Origin of the sequence: Sinorhizobium fredii USDA 257 (assembly GCF_000265205.3) — a bacterium.
In the GTDB taxonomy this organism is placed as follows: domain Bacteria; phylum Pseudomonadota; class Alphaproteobacteria; order Rhizobiales; family Rhizobiaceae; genus Sinorhizobium; species Sinorhizobium fredii_B.
In genome coordinates this window covers 1,025,750-1,047,449 of record NC_018000.1, presented here as the reverse complement: position 1 = coordinate 1,047,449, position 21,700 = coordinate 1,025,750, and the positions used below count along the sequence as shown (strand labels likewise).

14 protein-coding genes and 2 pseudogenes are annotated in these 21,700 nt (G+C 62.2%); 10 read left to right on the top strand and 6 right to left on the bottom strand.

Going from position 1 to position 21,700, the window contains the following annotated elements:
- Positions 1-123: 123 nt before the first annotated feature.
- Both USDA257_RS04850 and USDA257_RS04845 read right to left on the bottom strand, forming a co-directional pair.
- Positions 124-870 carry a DeoR family transcriptional regulator gene (locus USDA257_RS04850; RefSeq protein WP_041414956.1) on the bottom strand — a complete coding sequence of 249 codons (747 nt, stop codon included), beginning with the start codon at positions 868-870 and terminating at the stop codon, positions 124-126.
- 164 nt (positions 871-1,034) lie between these two features.
- Entirely contained in the window at positions 1,035-1,745 is a 711-nt protein-coding gene (locus USDA257_RS04845) for a GntR family transcriptional regulator (protein WP_041413917.1), read from the bottom strand.
- Positions 1,746-2,003: 258 nt separating this feature from the next.
- Here USDA257_RS04845 and USDA257_RS04840 point away from each other — a divergent pair.
- From USDA257_RS04840 to pbpC, 7 genes and pseudogenes are all read left to right on the top strand, one after another.
- Positions 2,004-3,091: pseudogene (locus USDA257_RS04840) on the top strand (ABC transporter ATP-binding protein).
- A 78-nt stretch (positions 3,092-3,169) separates the two neighbouring features.
- A complete protein-coding gene (locus USDA257_RS04835; RefSeq protein WP_014761771.1) occupies positions 3,170-4,468 on the top strand; it encodes an ABC transporter substrate-binding protein in 1,299 nt (432 codons plus the stop codon).
- A 242-nt stretch (positions 4,469-4,710) separates the two neighbouring features.
- Positions 4,711-5,544, top strand: a pseudogene (locus USDA257_RS04830) (ABC transporter permease); the annotation flags it as partial.
- A 1-nt stretch (position 5,545) separates the two neighbouring features.
- Positions 5,546-6,367, top strand: a complete 822-nt coding sequence (locus USDA257_RS04825) for an ABC transporter permease (RefSeq protein ID WP_014761769.1) — start codon at positions 5,546-5,548, stop codon at positions 6,365-6,367.
- A gap of 4 nt (positions 6,368-6,371) precedes the next feature.
- Positions 6,372-7,109, top strand: a complete 738-nt coding sequence (locus USDA257_RS04820) for an aspartate/glutamate racemase family protein (protein ID WP_014761768.1) — start codon at positions 6,372-6,374, stop codon at positions 7,107-7,109.
- 144 nt (positions 7,110-7,253) lie between these two features.
- Entirely contained in the window at positions 7,254-12,704 is a 5,451-nt protein-coding gene (locus USDA257_RS04815) for an alpha-2-macroglobulin family protein (protein WP_014761767.1), read from the top strand.
- A gap of 8 nt (positions 12,705-12,712) precedes the next feature.
- Complete coding sequence (gene pbpC, locus USDA257_RS04810) at positions 12,713-14,797, top strand: penicillin-binding protein 1C (protein ID WP_014761766.1); 2,085 nt, start codon at positions 12,713-12,715, stop codon at positions 14,795-14,797.
- 52 nt (positions 14,798-14,849) lie between these two features.
- Here pbpC and USDA257_RS04805 read toward each other — a convergent pair whose 3' ends face one another.
- Positions 14,850-15,155 carry a DUF982 domain-containing protein gene (locus USDA257_RS04805; protein WP_014761765.1) on the bottom strand — a complete coding sequence of 102 codons (306 nt, stop codon included), beginning with the start codon at positions 15,153-15,155 and terminating at the stop codon, positions 14,850-14,852.
- Between the two features lie 280 nt (positions 15,156-15,435).
- On the opposite strand from USDA257_RS04805, the gene USDA257_RS04800 reads away from it, so the two are divergent.
- Complete coding sequence (locus USDA257_RS04800) at positions 15,436-15,915, top strand: Hsp20 family protein (protein WP_041414954.1); 480 nt, start codon at positions 15,436-15,438, stop codon at positions 15,913-15,915.
- 124 nt (positions 15,916-16,039) lie between these two features.
- Complete coding sequence (locus tag USDA257_RS04795; protein ID WP_014761763.1) at positions 16,040-16,549, top strand: Hsp20/alpha crystallin family protein; 510 nt, start codon at positions 16,040-16,042, stop codon at positions 16,547-16,549.
- Between the two features lie 130 nt (positions 16,550-16,679).
- Here the strand turns inward: USDA257_RS04795 and guaD are convergent, their stop codons facing one another.
- Entirely contained in the window at positions 16,680-18,026 is a 1,347-nt protein-coding gene (gene guaD / locus USDA257_RS04790; protein ID WP_014761762.1) for a guanine deaminase, read from the bottom strand.
- Entirely contained in the window at positions 18,023-19,261 is a 1,239-nt protein-coding gene (locus tag USDA257_RS04785; RefSeq protein ID WP_014761761.1) for a urate hydroxylase PuuD, read from the bottom strand. Before USDA257_RS04785 ends, guaD begins: the two co-directional genes overlap by 4 nt.
- A gap of 147 nt (positions 19,262-19,408) precedes the next feature.
- Here USDA257_RS04785 and USDA257_RS04780 point away from each other — a divergent pair, with 147 nt between their 5' ends.
- Positions 19,409-20,359, top strand: a complete 951-nt coding sequence (locus USDA257_RS04780; RefSeq protein WP_014761760.1) for a LysR family transcriptional regulator — start codon at positions 19,409-19,411, stop codon at positions 20,357-20,359.
- Positions 20,360-20,415: 56 nt separating this feature from the next.
- On the opposite strand, the gene USDA257_RS04775 is transcribed toward USDA257_RS04780, so the two are convergent.
- Positions 20,416-21,495, bottom strand: coding sequence for a mechanosensitive ion channel family protein (locus USDA257_RS04775; protein WP_041414953.1), 1,080 nt, complete (start codon positions 21,493-21,495; stop codon positions 20,416-20,418).
- Between the last annotated feature and the right edge of the window lie 205 nt (positions 21,496-21,700).

The following is a 21,700-nucleotide window of genomic DNA, read 5'->3' as shown; positions in this document are numbered from 1 at the left end:
CCGGACCAGGCCCCTGCGGGTCAGCCGCCGACTTGTTATTTTTTTATCTACTTTTTGTTATCATTTCATCAAGCCTGATGGGTGTCAAGCGATGACACGGTCGAAGCGGCGAGACTATCACATTTATCCCGTCCGCGCCTCATGCACCGAAAGCGCCGCCTCTCCGTCTTCCGTGATCACCGACCGGAATGTGGTGAGCGGCGCAAAGAAGGCGGGCTTCAGCCTGCCGATCTTGCTCTTGTCCACCACGAGGTAATTCTCGCGCGCGAGTGAAATCACCTTCTGCTTTACCGGCACTTCATGAAAATGAACGCATGTCGCGCCACGGTCGGGGTCGACGCCGGCCGCCGACAGGAAGGCTACGTTGATGCCGAGATGATTGAGCGTCTCAAGCCCGGAGTTGCCCGAGAACGAAGCCGAGGACGGGTGGTAGACACCACCAAGCATGACGATCCGAACATTGGGCCTGCGGGTCAGGCGATTGGCCACATTCAGAGAATAACACACGGCCGTAATTGAATAATTTTCCGGGATGAGATCGACGAGATACTCAAGCGTCGTGCCGCAATCGATGAAGATCGTCTCGTCGGGACGGATGTGTCGGGCGGCATGGACGCAGGCCTCCCGCTTCGCCGCCGCGTGACTGTCGGCCTCACGCGCGAGATCGTAAGGCGCCTCGGCCTCGATATCGGCGGCCGGAACGATATGCCCGCCGAGATATCCGAAGAGGGCGGGGTTGTTGGCGACGTCGCGCCGAACGGTCATTTCCGAAACGCCCAGCAAGGCGGCTGCGTCTTTCAGATGCAGAACGCGCCGCGCCGAAAGCGCATTTGTCAAAGCGACAATCCGTGTTGTCTTGCGATTGGCCATTTCCATCCGGAGTCCGGGCCCTGGGCAGGCTTACACCAGGGGCGCGACGAGCTGCAGCCCAACAATTTGTGTTAGAAATATCACAAATGTGATCGTCACCGCAAGTGCGCTGTGCGTTGTCGTCCGGCGCAATACAACCTGGATCGGAAGCGCTGTTGCGACACTCACAAATGAAAAGCGTCGCGCAAACCTCCGCCCTTTTTTGTTGGCCGAAGGTCGATATCCGCCTCGATATGATCGATGTGCTGCAGCATCAGCGCGCAGGCAGCTTCGACATCCTTCTTTTCCAGTGCATCGACGATCTGCTGGTGTTCATTGTGGCCGCAGCTTGAGATCACCGATTGCCCATAAAGCGCGATCACGAGCGAGGAGCGAGCAACGAGCTCATCCATGAAACGCTTGAGAATGGCATTGCCGCTCATGGCGGCGACCGCCAGGTGAAAATCGCCGGAAGCCTTGATCTCGGCGCGGCGGGCGGGTGCGCCGCGTTGGTTCGTCAACCGCTGCTCTTCCGCAAGCAGCTTTCTGAGTTCCTTGATCTCAGTTTTGCCGATATGGGGCGCTGTCTCGCGGAGTATGACCGGCTCCAACAGCCGGCGGGTCGCGAATATCTGCTGAGCCTCGATCACGGAAGGAAAGGCGACGAAGGCGCCGCGATTCTTCTCGACACTGACGAGCCCCTCATAAGAAAGGGCCTGAAGGGCGGCGCGAACCAGCGTCCGGCTGACATTGAAGAGGCTGCCGACGTCGCTTTCGGAGAGCTTCGTTCCGGGCGCAAGGCGCCGCTCGACGATCGCATCGCGGATCGCGTCGCGGATCTGCTGGGCGCCGGTATCCATGGCGCTTCCCGCCGGGCTTAGATTGACTGGCGTCATGAGGCAGGGAATCCGAACGATGCCGTTACAGTGGGTACAGTGGGTGCAGCGGAAGTTACCCGCTTTTTGCCCTCAATCAAAGCTCAATATTGTATACAATAATAGGCAATCTTTGAGCACGAACGCCTACAAAATGTGCATCCAACATGGCCCGCCGGCTGCCCAGTTTGGCGACGTACGAAAACATAGCCGCGGATTCAGGCCTTTAGCAAACTGGCACGCTTGATGCTTCATCTCAGCTGCAAGGAGAAAGCGGGCATGTCCAAAGCAGCAGAGATCGATATCGCTTCCGTTTCCAAGGTCTATGGCGCGACGACCGCTGTCCATGCCATCAGCCTGAAGATTCCGGCGGGCAGCTACTGCTGCCTGCTCGGCCCCTCCGGATGCGGCAAGACCTCGACGCTGCGCATGATCGCCGGCCATGAACGCATCTCCTCCGGCGATATCCGCCTCGGCAGCATCGTGGTCACCGACTTACCGCCAGCAAAGCGCGGCACAGCGATGATGTTCCAGTCCTATGCGCTGTTTCCCCATCTCGACCTCGTCGAAAACGTTGCTTTCAGCCTGAAGATGAAGGGCATCGACAAGGACGAACGCCGCGCCAAGGCGCTGGAAATGCTGAAGCTCATGCAGATGGAGGCCTATGCGACACGCCGGCCGGCCCAGCTTTCCGGCGGCCAACAGCAGCGCGTGGCGCTTGCCCGGGCGCTGATCACCGGCCCGGAGGCGCTGCTGCTCGACGAACCGCTTTCCGCTCTCGATCCGTTTCTGAAGATCCGCATGCGCGCCGAACTCAAGAAGCTGCAGAAGACGCTCGGCATCACCTTCGTCCATGTGACGCACAGCCAGGAAGAGGCAATGGCGCTCGCCGACCTGATCGTCATCATGAACAACGGCCGCATCGAGCAGGCGGCAGGCCCCGCACCGTCTTCGAGAAACCGGCGACCGCCTTTGTCGCCCGCTTCATGGGCGACCATAACGTGCTTTCCGGCCGCGTAACATCGGTCGACGACGGTGTCGTCACGCTGACGGTGCCGGAAGGCCAAACATTCTCGGTCCGCGACATCGTCCAGGAGGTCGGGCAGCCGATCGAGATCGGCATCCGCACCGACCGGGTGCGGCTCGAGCCGCCATCAGACAAATCGCTTGGCTTCCATGGGCTTGTCTCGAATGTGGAATATCGCGGCGCCTCGGTGAAGATCACCGTCATCGGCGCCGGCAGCGACGACTTCACGGTGAACATCTCCGACGCCGATTACTTCAAGGAGCCCGTATCGACCGGCGACGCGGTGTGGCTGAGTTGGGCCCTGGAGGACGTGATCCCCCTCGGCCGCCTCTCAGCCTGAACGGGCCAGAAGAAGTATTCATCCGCCCGCTCCTGCACGAACCGTCAATCAAGCATCACCAAAAAGGGGAACGACAGCATGACCAGTGAAACAAAGACTGCTAAGCCCGCAAAGGGCATCTCGCGCCGCGCCTTGCTGAAGACCGGCGCGGCCGCCGTGGGCGCCGTTGTCGGCTCCGGCGCGATCACCGGCTTCCCGACGATCTGGGCACAGAATCCGATCACGCTGCGCCAATTCGGCACCGGCGTTTCGAACATCAATGCGATCGCCGAGAAGTGCAAGGAAGACCTCGGCATCACGCTGGAGATGACCGCAACGGACTCCGATGCCGCCGCCCAGCGCGCCGTCACCCAGCCGGATTCCTACGACATCGCCGACATCGAATACTGGATCGCCAAGAAGGTCTTCCCGACCGGTGTCATGCAGCCGATGGATGTTTCGAAGATCAAGTATTACGACAAGATCGTGCCGCTTTTCGTCGACGGCAAGCTGAAGCCCGACAGCGTGGTCGCTCAGGGGACGGCGCCGCACACCGTCGGCTTCGTCGATGCGCAAGGCTCCAAGAGCTTCGCCAAGGAGCCGACGCAGTGGATGACGCTCATCCCGACGATCTACAATGCCGACACGCTCGGCATTCGCCCCGACCTCGTCGGCCGCGAAATCACCACCTGGGCCGACATCATGGACCCGGCCTTCAAGGGCAAGACGGCGATCCTCAACATTCCGTCGATCGGCATCATGGATGCGGCGATGATCATGGAAGCCCTTGGCAACATCAAATATGCCGACAAGGGCAACATGACGACGGACGAGATCGACCAGACGATCGATTTCCTCATCAAGGCCAAGCAGGACGGCCAGTTCCGCGCCTTCTGGAAGTCCTTCGACGAGAGCGTCAACCTCATGGCCTCCGGCGAGGTGGTCATCCAGTCCATGTGGTCGCCGGCCGTCGCCGCCGTGCGCTCCAAGGGTATCGCCTGCAAGTACCAGCCGCTGAAGGAGGGCTATCGCGCCTGGGGCGGGGGCCTCGGCCTCGCCGCGCATCTCCAGGGGGCGCAGCTCGACGCGGCCTATGAATATATCAACTGGTATCTCTCCGGCTGGGTCGGCGCCTATCTCAACCGCCAGGGCTACTACTCGGCAGCCATGGAGACCGCGAAGACCCACATGTCCGAAGACGAATGGGGTTTCTGGGTCGAGGGCAAGCCGGCCAAGGGTGACATCCTCTCTCCCGAGGGAAAGGTCATGGAAAAGGCCGGTGCGGTCCGCGACGGCGGCTCGTTCGAGGAGCGCATGGGCAAAGTGGCCTGCTGGAACTCGGTCATGGACGAGGACCGCTACATGGTCCGCCGCTGGAACGAGTTCATCGCGGCTTAAGGGAAGCTCATCGGAGGCGAATGCCCCTCACCCTAGCCCTCTCCCCGCATGCGGGGAGAGGGGACGGAGACGTCGCGGCAAGTTCCCTTCTCCCTGCGTGCGGGGAGAAGGTGCCGGCAGGCGGATGAGGGGCAGCCTCGGACGTCAGAAATTCGCAAGGACAGACAATGACGGCAGTCGCAACCTCAGGAGAGATCAAAGCGCGCAAGGCGTCGTGCTCCCTCGCCACGCCGCGGCGGCTGATCGCCTACCTCCAGGCCACGCCCCTCGTCTTGATCCTCGGCTTCTTCTTCATCCTGCCGATCCTAACCATCATCGTCGTCAGCTTCTGGGACTACGATTTCGCGGGCCTCTACCCCGACTTCCTGACGATGAACTATGCCGATACGCTCGGCTCCTGGGTTACTTGGAAGACCTATCTCAACACGCTGAAATTCACCGTGCTCACCTGGGCGCTGACGCTCTTCATTGGCTTCTGGGTCGCCTATTTCCTGGCCTTCCACATCCGCACGACGACGATGCAGATGGTGCTCTTCCTCATCTGTACCGTGCCGTTCCTCACCTCGAACATCATCCGGATGATTTCCTGGATTCCGGTGCTCGGCCGCAACGGCCTCGTCAACTCCACCTTGATCGAACTCGGCATCATTCCTCAGCCGATCGAGTGGCTGCTCTATTCCGATTTCGCCGTCGTGCTCGCTTTGGTACATCTCAATACGCTTTTCATGGTGACGCCGATCTTCAATACGCTGATGCGCATCGACCACGCACTGATCGAGGCGGCGCGCGATTGCGGCGCGAGCGGCTGGCAGGTGCTCTGGAATGTCGTGCTGCCGCTCGCAAAGCCGGGGATGGCGATCGGCTCGATCTTCGTCGTGACGCTGGTCATGGCCGATTTCTCGACCGTTCAAGTGATGTCCGGCGGGCAGAGCGCCTCCGTCGCGCTGTTGATGAAGAACCAGATGTCGCTGCTGCAGTACCCGGCCGCGGCCGCCAACGCGGTCGTACTGCTCATCGTGGTGCTGCTGATGGTCGCGGCGATCCTCCGGGTCGTCGATATCCGTAAGGAGCTCTGACATGAACCACGAAAGTCGCGGCAAGGAATTCTACGTGCTCGCAGCCTTCTTCGCGCTGTTCGTGCTGTTTCTTTACGGGCCGCTGTCGGCCGTCCTGATCCTTTCCTTACAGGGGCCGGACGGCGGCCTCACCTTCCCGCTGAACGGCGTTTCGCTGCACTGGTTCTACAATCTCTTCGAGAAGCAGGCGGTCGGCGATTTCGGCGCCTCGTTCCGCCGCTCCTTCACGCTCGGGCTGATGGTGATGGTGGTGAACGTCGTCGTCGCGCTTCTGGCAGGCCTTGCCTTCCGGCATCGTTTCCGCGGCTCGACGGCGCTTTTCTACATCACCGTCGCAAGCCTCGTGGTCCCCTCGATCATCATCTCGCTCGGCATTGGCGTCGTCTTCCAGCAATTCGGGCTGAAGCCCGCCTGGTATTCCTCCGGTTTCGGCGCGCACCTCACCTGGACGCTGCCCTTCGGCGTGCTCATCATGTTCGCGGTCTTCAATCGCTTCTCGCCCGCCTATGAGGAGGCCGCACGCGATCTCGGCGCCACCTCCTGGCAGACCTTCCGCCATGTCGTCCTGCCGATGATCGCGCCGAGCCTGATCGGAGGCGGCCTTTTCGGTTTCACACTCTCCTATGACGAGTTCGCCCGCACGCTGATGACCTCCGGCACCTACAACACGCTGCCGCTGGAAATCTACGGTATGACCACCAACGTCACGACGCCGGTGCTCTATGCACTCGGCACGGTGACGACGCTCTTCTCCTTCACCGTCATCCTCGTGGCGCTCGCCATCATCCTCGTACTCAGGCGCCGCCAGGCAAGGATAAGGTGACAACATGCGCATTCTGATCGTCAATCCGAACTCCACCGACTCGATGACCGAGAAGGCAGCGGCAGCCGCACGAGCGGTCGCCGGGCCCGGCACCGAAATCATCGCTGCCACGTCGACGGCCGGACCGGCGTCGATCGAGGGGTACTTTGACGGGGCGATCGCCGTGCCCGGTCTGCTCATGGAAATCCGCGAGGGAGAAGCGGCGGGAGCGGACGCCGCGATCATCGCCTGCTTCGACGATACGGGCTTGGAAGCGGCCCGGGCGCTCGCCCACATCCCCGTGGTCGGCCTTTGCGAATCCGCGGTGATGACCGCCGCCCTCCTCGCCCAGCGCTTCACCGTCGTCACCACCCTCGGGCGCTCCCGCGTCCTTATCGAGAATCTGGTGCGTCACTACGGCATGGGCGGCCGCGCGATGGTCCGTGCCGCCGATATTCCGGTCCTCGAACTCGAAGACAAGGCGTCCGGCGCCCTCAACAAGCTCAAACGCCAGATCGAAAGGGCGCTCGACGAAGATGGCGCCGAGGCGATCGTACTCGGCTGCGCCGGCATGGCCGATCTCGCTAAGTCGCTGCAACGTGAGTATGGCTTGCCGGTGATCGACGGCGTCTCGGCGGCGGTGAAGCAGGCCGAAGCACTGGTCGCGCAAGGGTTGAGAACCAGCAAGCACGGGTCCTATGCCGCGCCACTTCCGAAAGCCTACACGGGCCTTATGAAAGCGTTCGCTCCAACGTCAGCCTGAACCTCTGACGACGATTCCCTCCGGTTGCAGAACTGAGTGCGGCTGGTGCCGCATCCTTCTGCTCAATGCTCAGTTGACATTGCTCTGCGAAGGTTGAAAGAGTGGTGCTCCATCGAAGCGGGCAGCGTTGGGAGGACTTTGTCGATGCGCGCGTTTCTCGGCCTTACCACCCTTCTCTTCACGCTTTTTTCCCTTGGCACACCGGCTGCAGCGGCCGAAGCCGATCGCAAGATCGAGATCACCAGCGATGCCGATTATTTCGGCTTCGACCTGCGCACCGAGCAAGATGTCTCGCTGGACGAGTGCCAGAGCACCTGCATTTCCGACCGTGCCTGCAAGGCCTTCACCTACAATCCAAAGGTGAAGTGGTGTTTCCTCAAGTCTGATTTCAACCAGCTGAACACGTTCAAGGGCGCGATCGCCGGCAAAGTCGTCGAGACCATCACGGGCGAGCCGGATCTCGGCGCACCTCCCCGCCTGTCCTTCGTCTCGGACGATCTCCTGCAGCAGGCCCGCGACGTCAAGGCCGGCCTCGCCTTGGCCGACGATCAAATAGGCTTCGGCGTCAACGGATTGATCGAAACAGCACGTCGTGAGCTGGCGGCTGGCAACTTCGTGTCGGCGCTCAAGGCGTTCCGCGGCGCGCTGGCGATCACCCCGGAGGACGGGGACCTGTGGCTGGAGACGGCAAGAACGGCAAACCGGTTCAGCAGCGGCACGGATCTGGCGAGCGAGGCGGCCCTTGCCGCGCTCCACGGCTATCAGCTGACGAGGACCACGCAGAGCCGCGCCGATGCGCTCGCCATCCTCGCCCAGGCGCTCGATAACTTGCAGAACTATCGAGCCGCGCTCCAGGCCTACAAGGCAAGTCTCGAGCTCGTGCAGGCAAAGACTGTCGAGACGGCCTATCTCGACCTCAAGGCACGACAGGGTTTCCGCGTCACCGGCCACACGATCGATGCCGATGGCGCGAGCCCGCGCGCCTGCGTACAGTTCTCGGAGCAGCTCCTGAAGAACGGCCCCGATTATGCCTCCTTCGTGACGCTCGACGGCGTCGCTCCGAATGCGGTCGAGGCCAAGGGCAGCGAGATCTGCGTCGAAGGGCTGGCGCACGGCAAGCGTTACAAGCTGGTGCTGAGGCAGGGACTGCCCTCCTCCGTCGACGAAGTCATCGAAACCCCGGTCAGCCTGGATATCTATGTCAAGGATCGCGCGCCGATGGTGCGCTTCACCGGTGATAGTTTCGTGCTGCCGTCGACGGCACGGCGCGGCATCCCGATCGTCTCGGTCAATACGGAAAGCGCCAACCTCAAGCTCTATCGCATCGGCGATCGCAGCATCTCATCGTTGCTTACGAGCTCGCAATTCCTCACCCAGGTCGACGGCTATAGCGCACAGCGTATCGAAGACGAGAGCGGCGAGCTCGTCTGGCAAGGCAGCATCGACATCAAGACCGAGCTCAACAAGGAAGTGGTGACGAGCTTCCCGGTCGACGAGGCGCTGCCGAAGCGCAAACCCGGCGTCTATGTGCTGACGGCCGCTTCCGCCACCGCCCTCAGCCAGGAGTGGGATGCGCGCGCCACGCAATGGTTCGTCGTCTCAGATATCGGCATTTCGACCTATGCCGGGACGGATGGCCTCGCCGTCTTTGCGCGTTCGCTGGCCAGCGCCAAGCCGCTCGCCGATGTTGAACTGCAGCTGGTGGCGAAGAACAATGAGGTGCTCGGTACCGCCACGACCGACGCAGAGGGCCGTGCGACCTTCGCTGCCGGTCTGATCCGCGGCACGGCGAGCATGACACCGGCCGTCATCACGGCGCGGCGCGGCGAGGACGACTACGTCTTCCTCGACCTGACGCGCGCCGGCTTCGATCTCTCGGACCGCGGCGTCACCGGCCGCGCGGCGCCCGGCGCGATCGACATCTATGCCTGGACCGAGCGCGGCATCTACCGCGCCGGCGAGACCGTGCATGCCGCAGCCATTGCACGAGACGTGAACGGCCAGGCGATCGAGAACCTGCCGCTCACCTTCGTGTTCCTGCGCCCCGACGGCGTCGAGGATCGACGACTTGTCAGCAATGGCGGCAAGCTCGGCGGCCACACACTCGATCTGCCCGTTCCCGAAAATGCCATGCGCGGCACCTGGACGATGCAGATCTTCACCGATCCGAAGGGCTCGGCGATCGGGGAGAAGCAGTTTCTCATCGATGACTTCGTGCCGGATCGCACGGAGTTCGACCTGACCAGCGAAGCGAAAGAGCTCGAGGTCGGCACCCCGGTTGACGTTGCCGTCGACGGCCGCTTCCTCTATGGCGCGCCGGCCGCCGGCCTGACGCTCGAAGGCGAGGTGGCGGTCAAGCCGACCCGCGAGAAAGAAGCCTTCAGGGGCTATCTCTTCGGCCTCGCCGATGAGGAGGCAAGCGAGGATACCCGCGTGCCGCTCGAAGGCCTCGAGCCGCTCGACCAGGACGGGAAGTCCGTGTTTGCAGTCGATCTCGGCGAGGTGCCCGCGACGACGCAACTGCTCAACGCCACGGTTACGGTGCGCATGCGCGAATCTGGCGGGCGGGCCGTCGAGCGCGCCTTGACGCTGCCGGTGAAGCCGCTTGGTCCGATGATCGGCATCAAGCCTGAGTTTTCCGGCGATCTTGCGGAGAATTCGGTCGGCAAGTTCCACGTTATCGCCGTTGATGCCAATGGCTCGAAGGTGGCGATGCCCGGCCTCCTCTGGAAGCTGATCAGCGTCGAGCGGAACTATCAATGGTATCGCGACGGAAGCGCCTGGAAATACGAGCCGGTCATCTCCACGAAACAGGTGGCGAACGGCACGGTCGACGTGACTGAGGATGGCGCCGCAATCGCTGTGCCGGTCGGCTGGGGTCGCTATCGCTTGGAGATCGAGACCGCTGCGGCCGATGGCCCGACCTCCAGCGTCGAGTTCGATGCCGGCTGGTATGTCGAAGCCACCTCGACTGAATCGCCGGACGGACTTGAGATCGCACTCGACAAGGAGAATTACACGGTCGGCGAGACGGCGAAACTCAAGGTGTCGCCACGTTTCGCCGGCGAACTGCTGGTGACCGTGGGCACGGAAAACCTGATCGCCACGAAGACGGCGACGATCGCCGAGACGGGCGGCGAAGTGGAACTGCCGGTCACCGCCGATTGGGGCGCCGGCGCCTATGTGACGGCGACGCTTTATCGGCCCGGCGACGCCCAGGAAAGCCGCATGCCCATGCGGGCGATCGGCCTCAAGTGGCTTGCCGTCGATCCGGCCGATCGCAAGCTTGCGGTCAGTCTGGATGCGCCCGATAAGACGCAGCCGCGCCAGCCGCTCGAGGTTAACCTCCAGGTACGTGGTGCGGGCGCCAACGAGGACGCTTACGTCACGGTGGCCGCGGTCGATGTCGGCATTCTGAACCTGACGCGCTATGAAGCCCCCGATCCGGACGGCTGGTATTTCGGCCAAAGACGGCTCGGCCTCGAAATCCGCGATCTCTACGGCCGTCTCATCGACGGCTCGCTCGGTGCGACCGGACGGCTGCGCACCGGCGGCGACGGCGGGCAGATGCCGTTGCAGGGCAACCCGCCGACGGAAGAACTGGTTGCCTTCTTCTCCGGGCCGGTGAAGCTCGACGCCGAGGGCACGGCGAATGTCCGTTTTGATATTCCGCAGTTCAACGGCACGGCGCGCGTCATGGCAGTCGCCTGGACGAAGGCCGGCGTCGGCCATGCGGTGAAGGACGTCGTCATCCGCGACCCGATCGTCGTCACCGCCAGCCTGCCGAAATTCCTGGCGCCCGGAGACCGGGCCGAACTCAGGCTCGACATCGCCAACACGGATGGGCCAGCCGGCGACTATCAGTTGCAGGTAACCACGAATGGTCCGGCCACCGTTGAGCAAACAGGCCCTTCCCAGACCGTGCAACTCGAAGCCGGCGGAAAATCCGCCGTGACGCTGCCGCTCACCGGGCAGTATTCGGGTAGCGGCCTCGTGACCGTCACGCTCTCGAACGCTGCCGGCCTTTCGCTGGAACAGGCGCTGCATGTCCCGGTCCGTCCGGCCGCATTGCTGATCACCCAGCGCCAGGTCGTCAACATCGCCGCCGGCAGCAGCCTGACAGTCGATAATCAACTGCTCGCCGACAGCCTTCTGCAGGGTGCCTCGGTCAGCGTCAGCGTGACGCGCTCGGCCGCCTTCGACATACCGGCACTGCTGATGACGCTTGACCGCTATCCCTATGGCTGCGCCGAGCAGACGACGAGCCGCGCCTTGCCGCTGCTCTATCTCAGCGAACTCTCCAAGCAATCCGGGCTTGCCGAGGATGGCGAGGTTGCGAAGCGGGTGCAGGAGGCAATCTATCGTGTGCTCTCCTATCAGTCCTCTTCGGGAAGCTTCGGCCTGTGGAGCCCCGGCTCCGGCGATCTCTGGCTCGACGCCTATGTCACCGACTTCCTGACCCGCGCGCGGGAGCAGAAATTCGACGTGCCGGAACAGGCGATGGTTCAGGCGCTCGAAAACCTGCAGAACGCGCTGAGCTACGAGGTGAACGTCAAGGATCAAGGCAACCAGATCGCCTATGCGCTCTATGTGCTCGCCCGCAACCGCAAGGCCGCAATCAGCGACCTGCGCTATTATGCGGACACGCTGCTCGGGGATTTCCCGACGCCGCTCGCCAAGGCGCATATCGCCGCCGCGCTTGCGCTCTACGGCGATGCCGGACGGTCGCAGGACATCTTCGCGGCGGCCGTCAACATGTCGACCGGGCTCGTCAATGTCAGCCTCGCCCGCTCCGACTATGGCTCGTCGCTGCGCGACGACGCGGCGGTGCTGGCGCTTGCCGCCGAAAGCCGGCCGGTGCCACCGATGATCCCGGAGCTTTCCAGGGTCGTCGCAAGGGAATGGGAGCAGGCCAAGTATACCAGCACCCAGGAACAGGTCTGGATGCTGCTCGCCGCGCGTGCCGTCCAGGGCGGCGACGACGATATGAGGCTGGAGGTCAACGGCGCCCAGCGCACCGGCAGCTACGCTGCACGGATCACCGGTGATGCGCTGATCGAGCATCCGGTCGTCATTCGCAACAACGGTGCCGATGCGGTTTCCGCTGTGGTGACCACCGTGGCGGCGCCCGCCCAGCCGCTCTCGGCCGGCGGCGACGGCTTTGTCATCGAGCGGACCTACTACACGCTCGACGGTGGCGAGGCGAATGTCAGCCAGGCGCGGCAGAACGAACGCTATGTCGTCGTGCTCAAGGTGACCGAGTCCAACGACTGGCCGTCCCGCGTGCTGATCTCCGATCTCCTGCCGGCCGGCTTCGAAATCGACAATCCGAGCCTCGTCGACAGCGCCCAGCTCTCCAATTTCGAGTGGATCGGCGAGGTCCAGGCCGCTCACACCGAGTTCCGCAGCGACCGCTTCGTCGCGGCATTCGACCGGTCGACCGGCGACAACCGGGAAATCACCCTTGCCTATGTGGTGCGTGCGGTAACGCCCGGCACCTACGATCATCCGGCCGCAAGCGTCGAGGACATGTACCGGCCGCAGTTCTCGGCCCGCACAGCGACCGGGCGCATGGAGGTGCTGGCGGCCCCGTAGAACGCGCGATGTCCCTCCTTCGAAAGCTCCTCATCGGCGTGCCGATCGGCCTTGTGGCGGTCGTTGCGGCACTTGCCGGGCTGGATTGGGCGGACAGATCCTTTCCGCCGCCGCTCGAGCGAGCCCAGGTCTTTTCACGAGAAGTTCTCGACAAGGATGGCCACTTGCTGCGCGCCTTCGCCACCCCGGACGGCGTCTGGCGATTGAAGACGACGGTCGGCGATGTCGACCGGCGATTTGTCGAGATGCTGATTGCCTACGAGGACCAACGCTTCCGGGCGCATCACGGCGTCGATCCGCTGGCGCTCGCGCGCGCGGCGCTACAATTTGTCACCAATGGCCGCATCGTTTCCGGCGCCTCTACGCTCTCCATGCAAGTGGCAAGGCTGATCGAACCGCGCGAGCGGCGGTCGCTGACGGCGAAGCTGCTGCAGGTTGCCCGTGCCATCCAGATCGAGCGACGCCTCAGCAAGGAGGAGATTCTCGAGCTTTATCTCACCCACGCACCCTATGGCGGCAATCTGGAGGGCGTGCGGGCCGCGAGTCTCGCCTGGTTCGGGAAGGAACCGCTCCGTCTCTCAGTCGCGGAAGCAGCGCTCCTCGTTGCCCTCCCCCAATTGCCCGAAAGGCGTCGCCCGGACCGCAATCTGGCGGCGGCCGAGGCCGCCCGACAACGGGTGCTGACACGAATGGCGGTTGCGAGTGTTATCGGCGAAGGCGAAGCCGAACGCGCCGCAATGGCTTCTATACCAAGCCGTCGTCTGCAACTGCCGGCCTATGCGGCGCATCTGGCGGAAATTGCCCTCCGCAAGGAACCGACGGCCTTTGAGCATCACACGACGCTTCGCCGCGACATCCAGCGGGCACTCGAAACGGTCGCGCGGGAGGGCGCTCAGCGGTTGGGGCCGAAGGTCTCGGTCGCGATGCTCATGGCCGATGTCAGAACCGGCGAGATCGTCGGTGAAGTCGGTTCGGCCGACTATTTCGACGCCAGCCGATCCGGCTGGATCGACATGACGCGGATCACGCGGTCGCCGGGGTCGACGCTGAAGCCCTTCATTTACGGTCTTGCCTTCGAGGAAGGCCTCGTCAGCCAGGAGACGATCATTGAAGACCGGCCAGCGGATTTCTTCGGCTATCGCCCGCGCAACTTCGACATGAGCTACCAAGGCGATGTTAGCGTTCGCCAGGCCCTGCAACTGTCGCTCAACGTGCCGGCAATCCGGCTGCTCGATGCGGTCGGCCCAGCCCGCCTGATGGTGCGCTTCCGCCGCGCCGAGGTGCGGCCGAAGCTGCCGCCGAACGAGGCGCCGGGGCTTGCGATCGGCCTTGGCGGCGTCGGCATCACGCTTCGCGACCTCGTCCAGCTTTACGCGGGGCTTGCCAATCGCGGCTGGCCGGTTCGGCTTGGCAATGGCATCGAGGGCGAGCCGGGGCTGATCGACGGCGAACCACTGCTTTCGACGGTGGCCACCTGGCAGGTCGCCGACATCCTCTCAGCCGTGCTGCCGCCGGCCGGAAGCCGGCAGCGCGGCATCGCCTACAAGACCGGCACCAGCTACGGCTACCGCGATGCCTGGTCGGTCGGCTTTGACAGTCGATACGTGCTCGGCGTCTGGGTCGGGCGGCCGGACAATGGCGCTGTACCCGGGCTGACCGGCTATGAAGCGGCGGCTCCGATCCTGTTCGAAGGCTTTGCCAAGGCCGGCGTCGCCATGACCCCGCTGCCGGACGCACCGGCCGGCGCCATCCGCCTCGCCCAGTCCGATCTGCCGATCGGTCAAAGACGCTTCGCCATGACGGCAAACGGCCTGCCATCCACTTCGATCCGTGAAGCCGCACCGCAGATCGTCTTCCCGCCCGAGGGCGCGCGCGTCGATCTTGGTGCCACCGCCGGCCAGTCGATGATGCCCTTGACGCTCAAATTGCAAGGCGGCCGGGCACCGTTCCGCTGGCTGGCGAACGGTCGACCGCTGCCGGACGTCACGCGCCGCCGCGTCAGCCAATGGCTGCCCGACGGCGGCGGCTATTCGACGCTAACGGTTATCGACGCGCTCGGACGTGCTTCTACCGTGCGCGTTTTTGTCGAGTAGCGTCTGCGTCCAAAGCGCGGTGAGCTAGGCCCATAGTACCCGCGGCCTCGCATCAGGCGGACAATGCCGTCTTTGTTTCGCCGCCTTGCGGTTGCTGCCGTGACGTCACCATGACCAGCGGCATGCCCGCCTCCAGGCAAGCGCCAATAAAGGCTTCACGAGCCACCGCCGCCGGCGTCATCCTGTTGAGCGCCCGCCGGCAGGTGCGCAGCGCACGCTCGTAGCGCTCTCCTTTGCGCAGCGGCCACTCGTTCTCGAGGAAGTCGACAGCCTCGTAAACGGAGGTGAAGGTCCGCTCCAGACCGTTCGAAAGACGCACTGTGAGAGGGATCGCCCAAGGAATCTCATTGAGAAGCATTTTTTCCTCCTTTCACATGCCATCAATGGATCACACGTCCAGAGATATTTGGTGTGGAGAACGAAGTTTCAAGAACCCCAACAGACCGCGGCTCCAGGTCCGTCTAGGCGCTGCCGGGGAATGCGTCGGAAGCGGTCAAAAGGCCGTGAAATGCCTCTTGAATCCGCGTTTTCAGCAACTAAATCAACTGTGTGAGCCGCCTTTCAGGGGCCCACAGTCGAGGAGCTCCGAAACTCTTCGGCGCTCCTCATCGTCCATGTTGCTCAAGGAGGATATGGCTATGAGAACAACCTTCGATTTCTCGCCCTTGTCGCGCTCCAGCGTGGGCTTCGACCACCTGTTCGACTTGCTCGACTCGGCTAGTCGCATGGCGCCGGCCGATAACTGGCCCCCGTACGACATCATGCGTGTCGGTGAGAACCAATACCGCATAGCGATGTCGGTCGCCGGCTTCACTCCGGACGAAATCAGCATCACGCATGAGCAGCAGCTGCTTACCGTGAGCGGTGAGAAGGCGGGTGAGGACAATGCGGAATTTCTCTACCGCGGCATTGCCGCCCGCAATTTCGAACGCCGCTTCCAGCTCGCCGATTATGTGATGGTCACGGGCGCGAATCTTGCGAATGGTCTGTTGACCATCGATCTCGTCCGCGAAATTCCCGAGCAGATGAAGCCGCGTCGTATCGACATCCAGCAGGCCGACGCGCTGCCTGCCAGCGATACCCAAAAGCACATCGAGGGCGGCAAACACGCTGCTTAGCGAACCGCGGGCACAAAACGCACCGAAGCGCCGGCTCTGCCGGCATTTCGGCCCATCAGGGGCAGGATGCGGGGTGAACCCACGCTCTCCCCATCCTGCTCCGTCGGCAAGAAGGAGTTGACACATGAATGTACGTGATCTCATCCCCTGGAGCCGCGGGCAGGGACAACTTCCCGCATCCTATCGTGAGGGCGATCGCAACCCGTTCCTGGCGCTTCACCGGGAAATGAACCGCCTGTTCGACGACGCCTTCCGTGGTTTCGACACCCGACTGCCGCTGGCCCACGGTTATTCCGGGTTCGGCGCCGGTTGGCCGAGCGTCGAAGTCTCTGACCGGGACAAGGAAATCAAGCTGACGGCGGAACTGCCGGGCCTCGAGGAAAAGGACGTAGAGATTTTTCTGTCTGAGGGCGTGCTGACGCTTCGCGGTGAAAAGCGATCCGAGACCGAAGATCAGGAGAACCAGTTCTCCGAACGTTTCTATGGTCGCTTCGAGCGGCGCATCCCGCTTGGATATGACATCGACGAAAGCAAGGTGAACGCGACGTTCCGCAATGGCGTGCTGACCGTCACCCTTTCCAAGACGGAACAGGGTCAAACCAAGGCGAAGCGCATCGCGATCAATAGCCAGTAAAGGCTGCCTTTGGTATCATCCAGAACAGCATTCCCGCGTCGTTCCAGGCGCGGGAATTCGGCATGACTTCAACTGTCTATCGCCTTTTATTCACTCCCCAATGGAGACCGGAGCTGCCGGTCTCCATCGCCTATGCCAGTTCCGCAGCCCTTGCGGCGCGGTCCTGTGTCGGCTCACTTCGCCTGTGTTTCATCGGTAGTCCCGCAACGTAGACTTCGGCAACACAGCGATCGTCGCCCATCGTCTGCAGGACGAAGAGCTCTTCGGCGAGTGAGGAGGCCACCTGCATCCTGAGCTGCATCGCCGGTTTGGCCCGGCTGTCGAGGATGACGATATCCGCGTCCGCGCCGACATGCAGCGAACCGATGCGGTGCTCGAGGTCGAGGCCGCGGGCATTGCCGAGCGTCATCATGTAGAAGGAACGGAGCGGCGAGAGCCGTTGGCCCTGAAGGTGCAGCACCTTATAGGCCTCGTCCATCGTTTCCAGCATCGAGAAGCTCGTTCCGGCGCCGACATCGGTCGCGACCGAGTGGCGGGCACCGAGCTTGTCGAAACGGTCGCGATCGAACAGACCGCTGCCGAGGAACAGGTTGGAGGTCGGGCAAAATACGCCGACCGCACCGGTCTCGGCGAGCACCGAGATCTCCCGGTCGCTCATATGGATGCAATGACCGAGCAATGTCCTGCGGCCAAGAAGACCGTAGCGCGCGTAGATGTCGGTATAGTCTTTCGCTTCCGGGTAGAGCGACGTGGCAAAGGCGATCTCGTCCTTGTTCTCGGAAAGATGCGTCTGCACGTAGCAGTCCGGATGTTCGGCAAAGAGCGCACGGCCCATCTCCATCTGCTCGGGCGTCGAGGTGATGGCGAAGCGCGGGCTGATCGCGTAATGCGCCCGGCCCCGGCCGTGCCACTTGCCGATCAGCTGCTTCGTTTCCTCATAACCCTGCATGGGCGTGTCGCGCAGCGCATCGGGGGCGTTGCGGTCCATCATCACCTTGCCGCCGATCATCAGCATGTTTCGCTCTTCGGCGGCCGTGAAGAAGGCGTCGACGCTTTCAGGATGCACGGAGCAATAGGCAACGGCCGTGGTCGTGCCGTTGGAGAGAAGCTCGTCCATGAAGCGGCCGGCGATGAATGCGGCGTGTTGGGGCTCTTTAAACTTCTGCTCTTCGACGAAGACATAGGTGTTCAGCCATTCCAGGAGCTGCGCGCCATAGGAGGCTATCGCCTGCGTCTGCGGGAAATGCAGGTGCGTGTCGATAAACCCCGGCAGGACGAGGTTGGGACGATGGTCGGCGATCTGCACGCGCTCGCCGGCCTGTTTCGCGATGTCGCTATAGGAACCGACACCGCCGATCTTGCCGTTGACGACGAGAACGGCGCCGTCTTCGTAATAGCGATAGGCGCCGGTATCATCGATACCCTCGGGCTCCCTGACGAAGGTGAGTACGCGCCCGCGGATCAGCAGATCACTCATTGAATCGTTCCTTCTTTCATGGCCGTCTCGTACCAGGAGGCCAGCGATTGCCGTTCCTCTTCGGTGATGCCAGTGACATTGGCGGGCGGCATGGCGTGCGTGCGCCCCGCCTGCAGATAGATTTCACGCGCATGCTCGACGATGTCGCCGTCGCTTTCCAGGATGACGCCCTTCGGCGGCACGATGATGCCCTCCCAGCCGGGCTCGCGCGCGTGGCACATGGAGCAACGGCCAAGCACCGTGTCGCGCACTTTCGAGAAATCGGCCGCCGCGACGACGGCCTGCTCGGCGGTGGCCGCCCTCGCCTCTCCGCCCTCGGAAAGAACCTTGGGCACCGTCGAAAGCCACATGACGACGATGAAGAGGAGCACCGTGACCAGCCAGGTCCAGGTCGGCCTGCCCTTGCGGGCATGCTGGGTGTTGAACCAGTGGCGGATCGTGACGCCCATCAGGAAGACGAGCGAGGCGATGATCCAGTTGTACTCGGTGCCGAAGGCGAGCGGGTAGTGGTTCGACAGCATCAGGAACAGCACGGGCAGCGTCAGGTAGTTGTTGTGCGTCGAACGCTGCTTCGCCTGCTTGCCGAGCGCCGGATCGGGCGTGCGGCCAGCGATCAGGTCGGCGACCACCTTCTTCTGGTTCGGAATGATGATGAAGAACACGTTCGCCGACATGATCGTCGCGGTGAAGGCGCCGAGATGCAGGTAGGCGGCCCGGCCGGTGAAGAGCTGGGTGTAGCCCCAGGCGACCGCGACGAGAATGAAATAGAGCAGCACCATCAGGCGGGTGTTGTCGTTGCCGAGCGGCGAACGACAGATCGTGTCATAGGCAAGCCAGCCGAAGCCGAGCGATGCCAGCGAAATGGCAATCGCCGTCGGTTTCGACACGTCGAGCACGCCCGGATCGATCAGATAGAGATCGGCGCCGGCATAATAGACGAGCGCCAGCATGCCGAAACCGGAAAGCCAGGTAACGTAGGATTCCCATTTGAACCAGATCAGGTGCTCCGGCATGTTTTCAGGCGCGACCAGATATTTCTGGATGTGATAAAAGCCGCCGCCGTGGACCTGCCACTCTTCGCCGTAGGCGCCGGCCGGCAGGTCTGGGCGCTGCCGCAAGCCCAGATCGAGCGCGACGAAATAGAAGGATGAGCCGATCCAGGCAATGCCGGTGATGACATGCAGCCACCGCACCGCAAATGTCAGCCAATCCCAGGCAATGGCATATTCGTACATTCAGGCCTCCCATTTCTCTGGGCTGCATTATGTGTCATTGCTTGACGGGGCCAGAAATGCCGCGAGATCACCAAGTCTTTCAAAAAAACTATAAAATAGACGACGGTCGGGGCGGTAATCTGGGCCCTGAGGAGCAGAGGCGGGAGCATGTCCTATCTCGATAATGTGCGCGTCTTCGTGCGCGTCGTGGAACTTGGAACGCTGTCGGCCGCGGGCCGCGATCAGCGCGTCACGCCGGCTGTTGCCAGCAACAGAATCAAGGAGTTGGAGCGGCATATGGGGGTGCGCCTGTTCAACCGCACCACCCGCAAACTGACGCCAACGGAGCATGGCCGCGTCTTCTATGACGGTGCCGTCAAGATCCTCGAGGCGGTCAACGAGGCGGAAAGCGCCATCGCCGATCTGTCGCACAATCCTAAGGGCGCGGTGCGGATTACCGCGCCGCTTGGCATGGGTCGGAGGTTGATTGCGTCTGGCGTGCCCGAGTTCCACGACCGGTATCCGGACATCGAGGTCCGTCTCCGTCTTTCCGACCGCAATGTCGATATCCTGAGCGAAGGCGTCGATGTCGCCTTCCGGCTTGGTATCCTCGAGGATTCGAACTTGCGCATGCGCGGCATCATGAACTGCGATCGGGTGATCTGCGGCTCGCCGACCTATTTCGAAAAACGCGGCCTTCCCAATACGCCGGACGAGCTCATTACCGAGCGCCACGACTGTCTGCTGCTGCGCTATCCCGGCTCGAAGGAATATTACTGGACGCTGCAGACACCGGAGGGTGTGCGCAAGTTTGACGTGGGCGGTCCCTATGATTCCGACGACGGCGACGTGCTGACCGAATGGGCGCTCGACGGCCGGGGCATCATCAACAAGCCGCTTTTCGAGGTGAAGCAATATATCAACGAGGGTACACTCGTGCCGATCCTCGGCGACACGCCACCGCTCGACGCGCAGCTCGCGGCAATCTATCCGCACAAGCGTTTCCAGGATCCCAAGGTGCGCCTGATCATCGACTTCATGGCCGAGCGCTGCCAGCGGCTGATCGGCAAGATGCTGGCGGAGCCCGTGGCGCCGCGGGTGCAGGAGACTGTAACGTAGAGTGGGTCGGTCGAAACGAGAGTCCTTGGAGATCGCACGGCGTGGCGTAAGGAAATTCACCTCAAATTGCTCTTCGGAAACAGCACGCGATCGGGTTTTGCATTCATCCGCGCCAGCATTTCCTTGATCAAGCGTGTTTTGGTGCGCCCCGCTTCCTTCGGTGGCACGAGGTACCGCACGATGGCCTCAAGCCAGGTGTTCTCACTGACGCGAAAATGAACCACGGGATGCTCCTTCACTTCGAGCTCGTCGACCGGCGTTTTCGATAGGATGTCCTTATAGACCTTCACCTTCTGGCTCATGATGTCGCCGATCTGCTCTTCCACGACCTCTCTCATGGTTACCGCTACGAATTCCAGATCGCTTTCATAGGCGAGCTGGAACTTGATTTCGTTCCAGACATAGGGAAACAGCGGCCAGGAATAGTTGAAGACCGGTGTGTCGAACACGGTGGAGTTGGGAAACTTGATGATGCGTCCGCTCGGATGATCGGTCCAAAGATGTTCGCCGCCGAATTCCCATAACGTCGTGTCGAGATAGCTGACATCAACAACATCGCCATGGGCATCGCCGATGCGAATGCGGTCACCAACGCGATAAGGCGCCCTGGCGAGAATATAAATCCACGCGATGAAACTGGAGATCGGCATTTGCAACGCAAAGCCGAGAATCAATGAAACGAGGCCGAGCGAAACAACCGCAGCGTACCAGTTCACAAATAACACTGAAATGACCACGAAGATGATGGCGACGACAACGACCAATCGAAAAATGCGTTTCAGGTTGAAACGCGAAACACGATTGGGAATTCGGCCAATGAGAAAAATTTCGACGACATTCGCCACGGTCAGCATAGTGAAAATGAGAAGGCCGCCCTTGACATAATTCAGCACGCGAACGCGCAAAGGCGCGTCAAGCCATTCTAAGCGCCAATTGATCAGGACTTGGATGCCAAAAAGCAGCAAGGCAGCGGCAGCGAAGCCAACCGTCCACCAGACGTCTTGCTTGCGAAGGCGGAAGCGAAACTTTTCCTTGGGCTTTTTCGCCTTCTGCTGCATAGTCCTTGGATCAGCGGTCTGCTGCGCGGCCCGTTCGAGCCGGGAAAGATTCTCCTGTTCCTTGTCACGTCGCTCCATGGGTTCACCCCGATGGCCATCCACGCCGGCCAGTGCCTTCTCGCTTCTCGACGGCGGCTCTCCGTAATGCCTCGCCATATGGTAAGGTTTGAATGGACAATCCGCGCCAGCCCGTCGTCGTTTCGCAGGCCGATGCTTGATCAAATTCGTCCGCACGGCTTAAGACAGCGAGAGTAGTCCATTATACCATCATCAAACGCCAAAT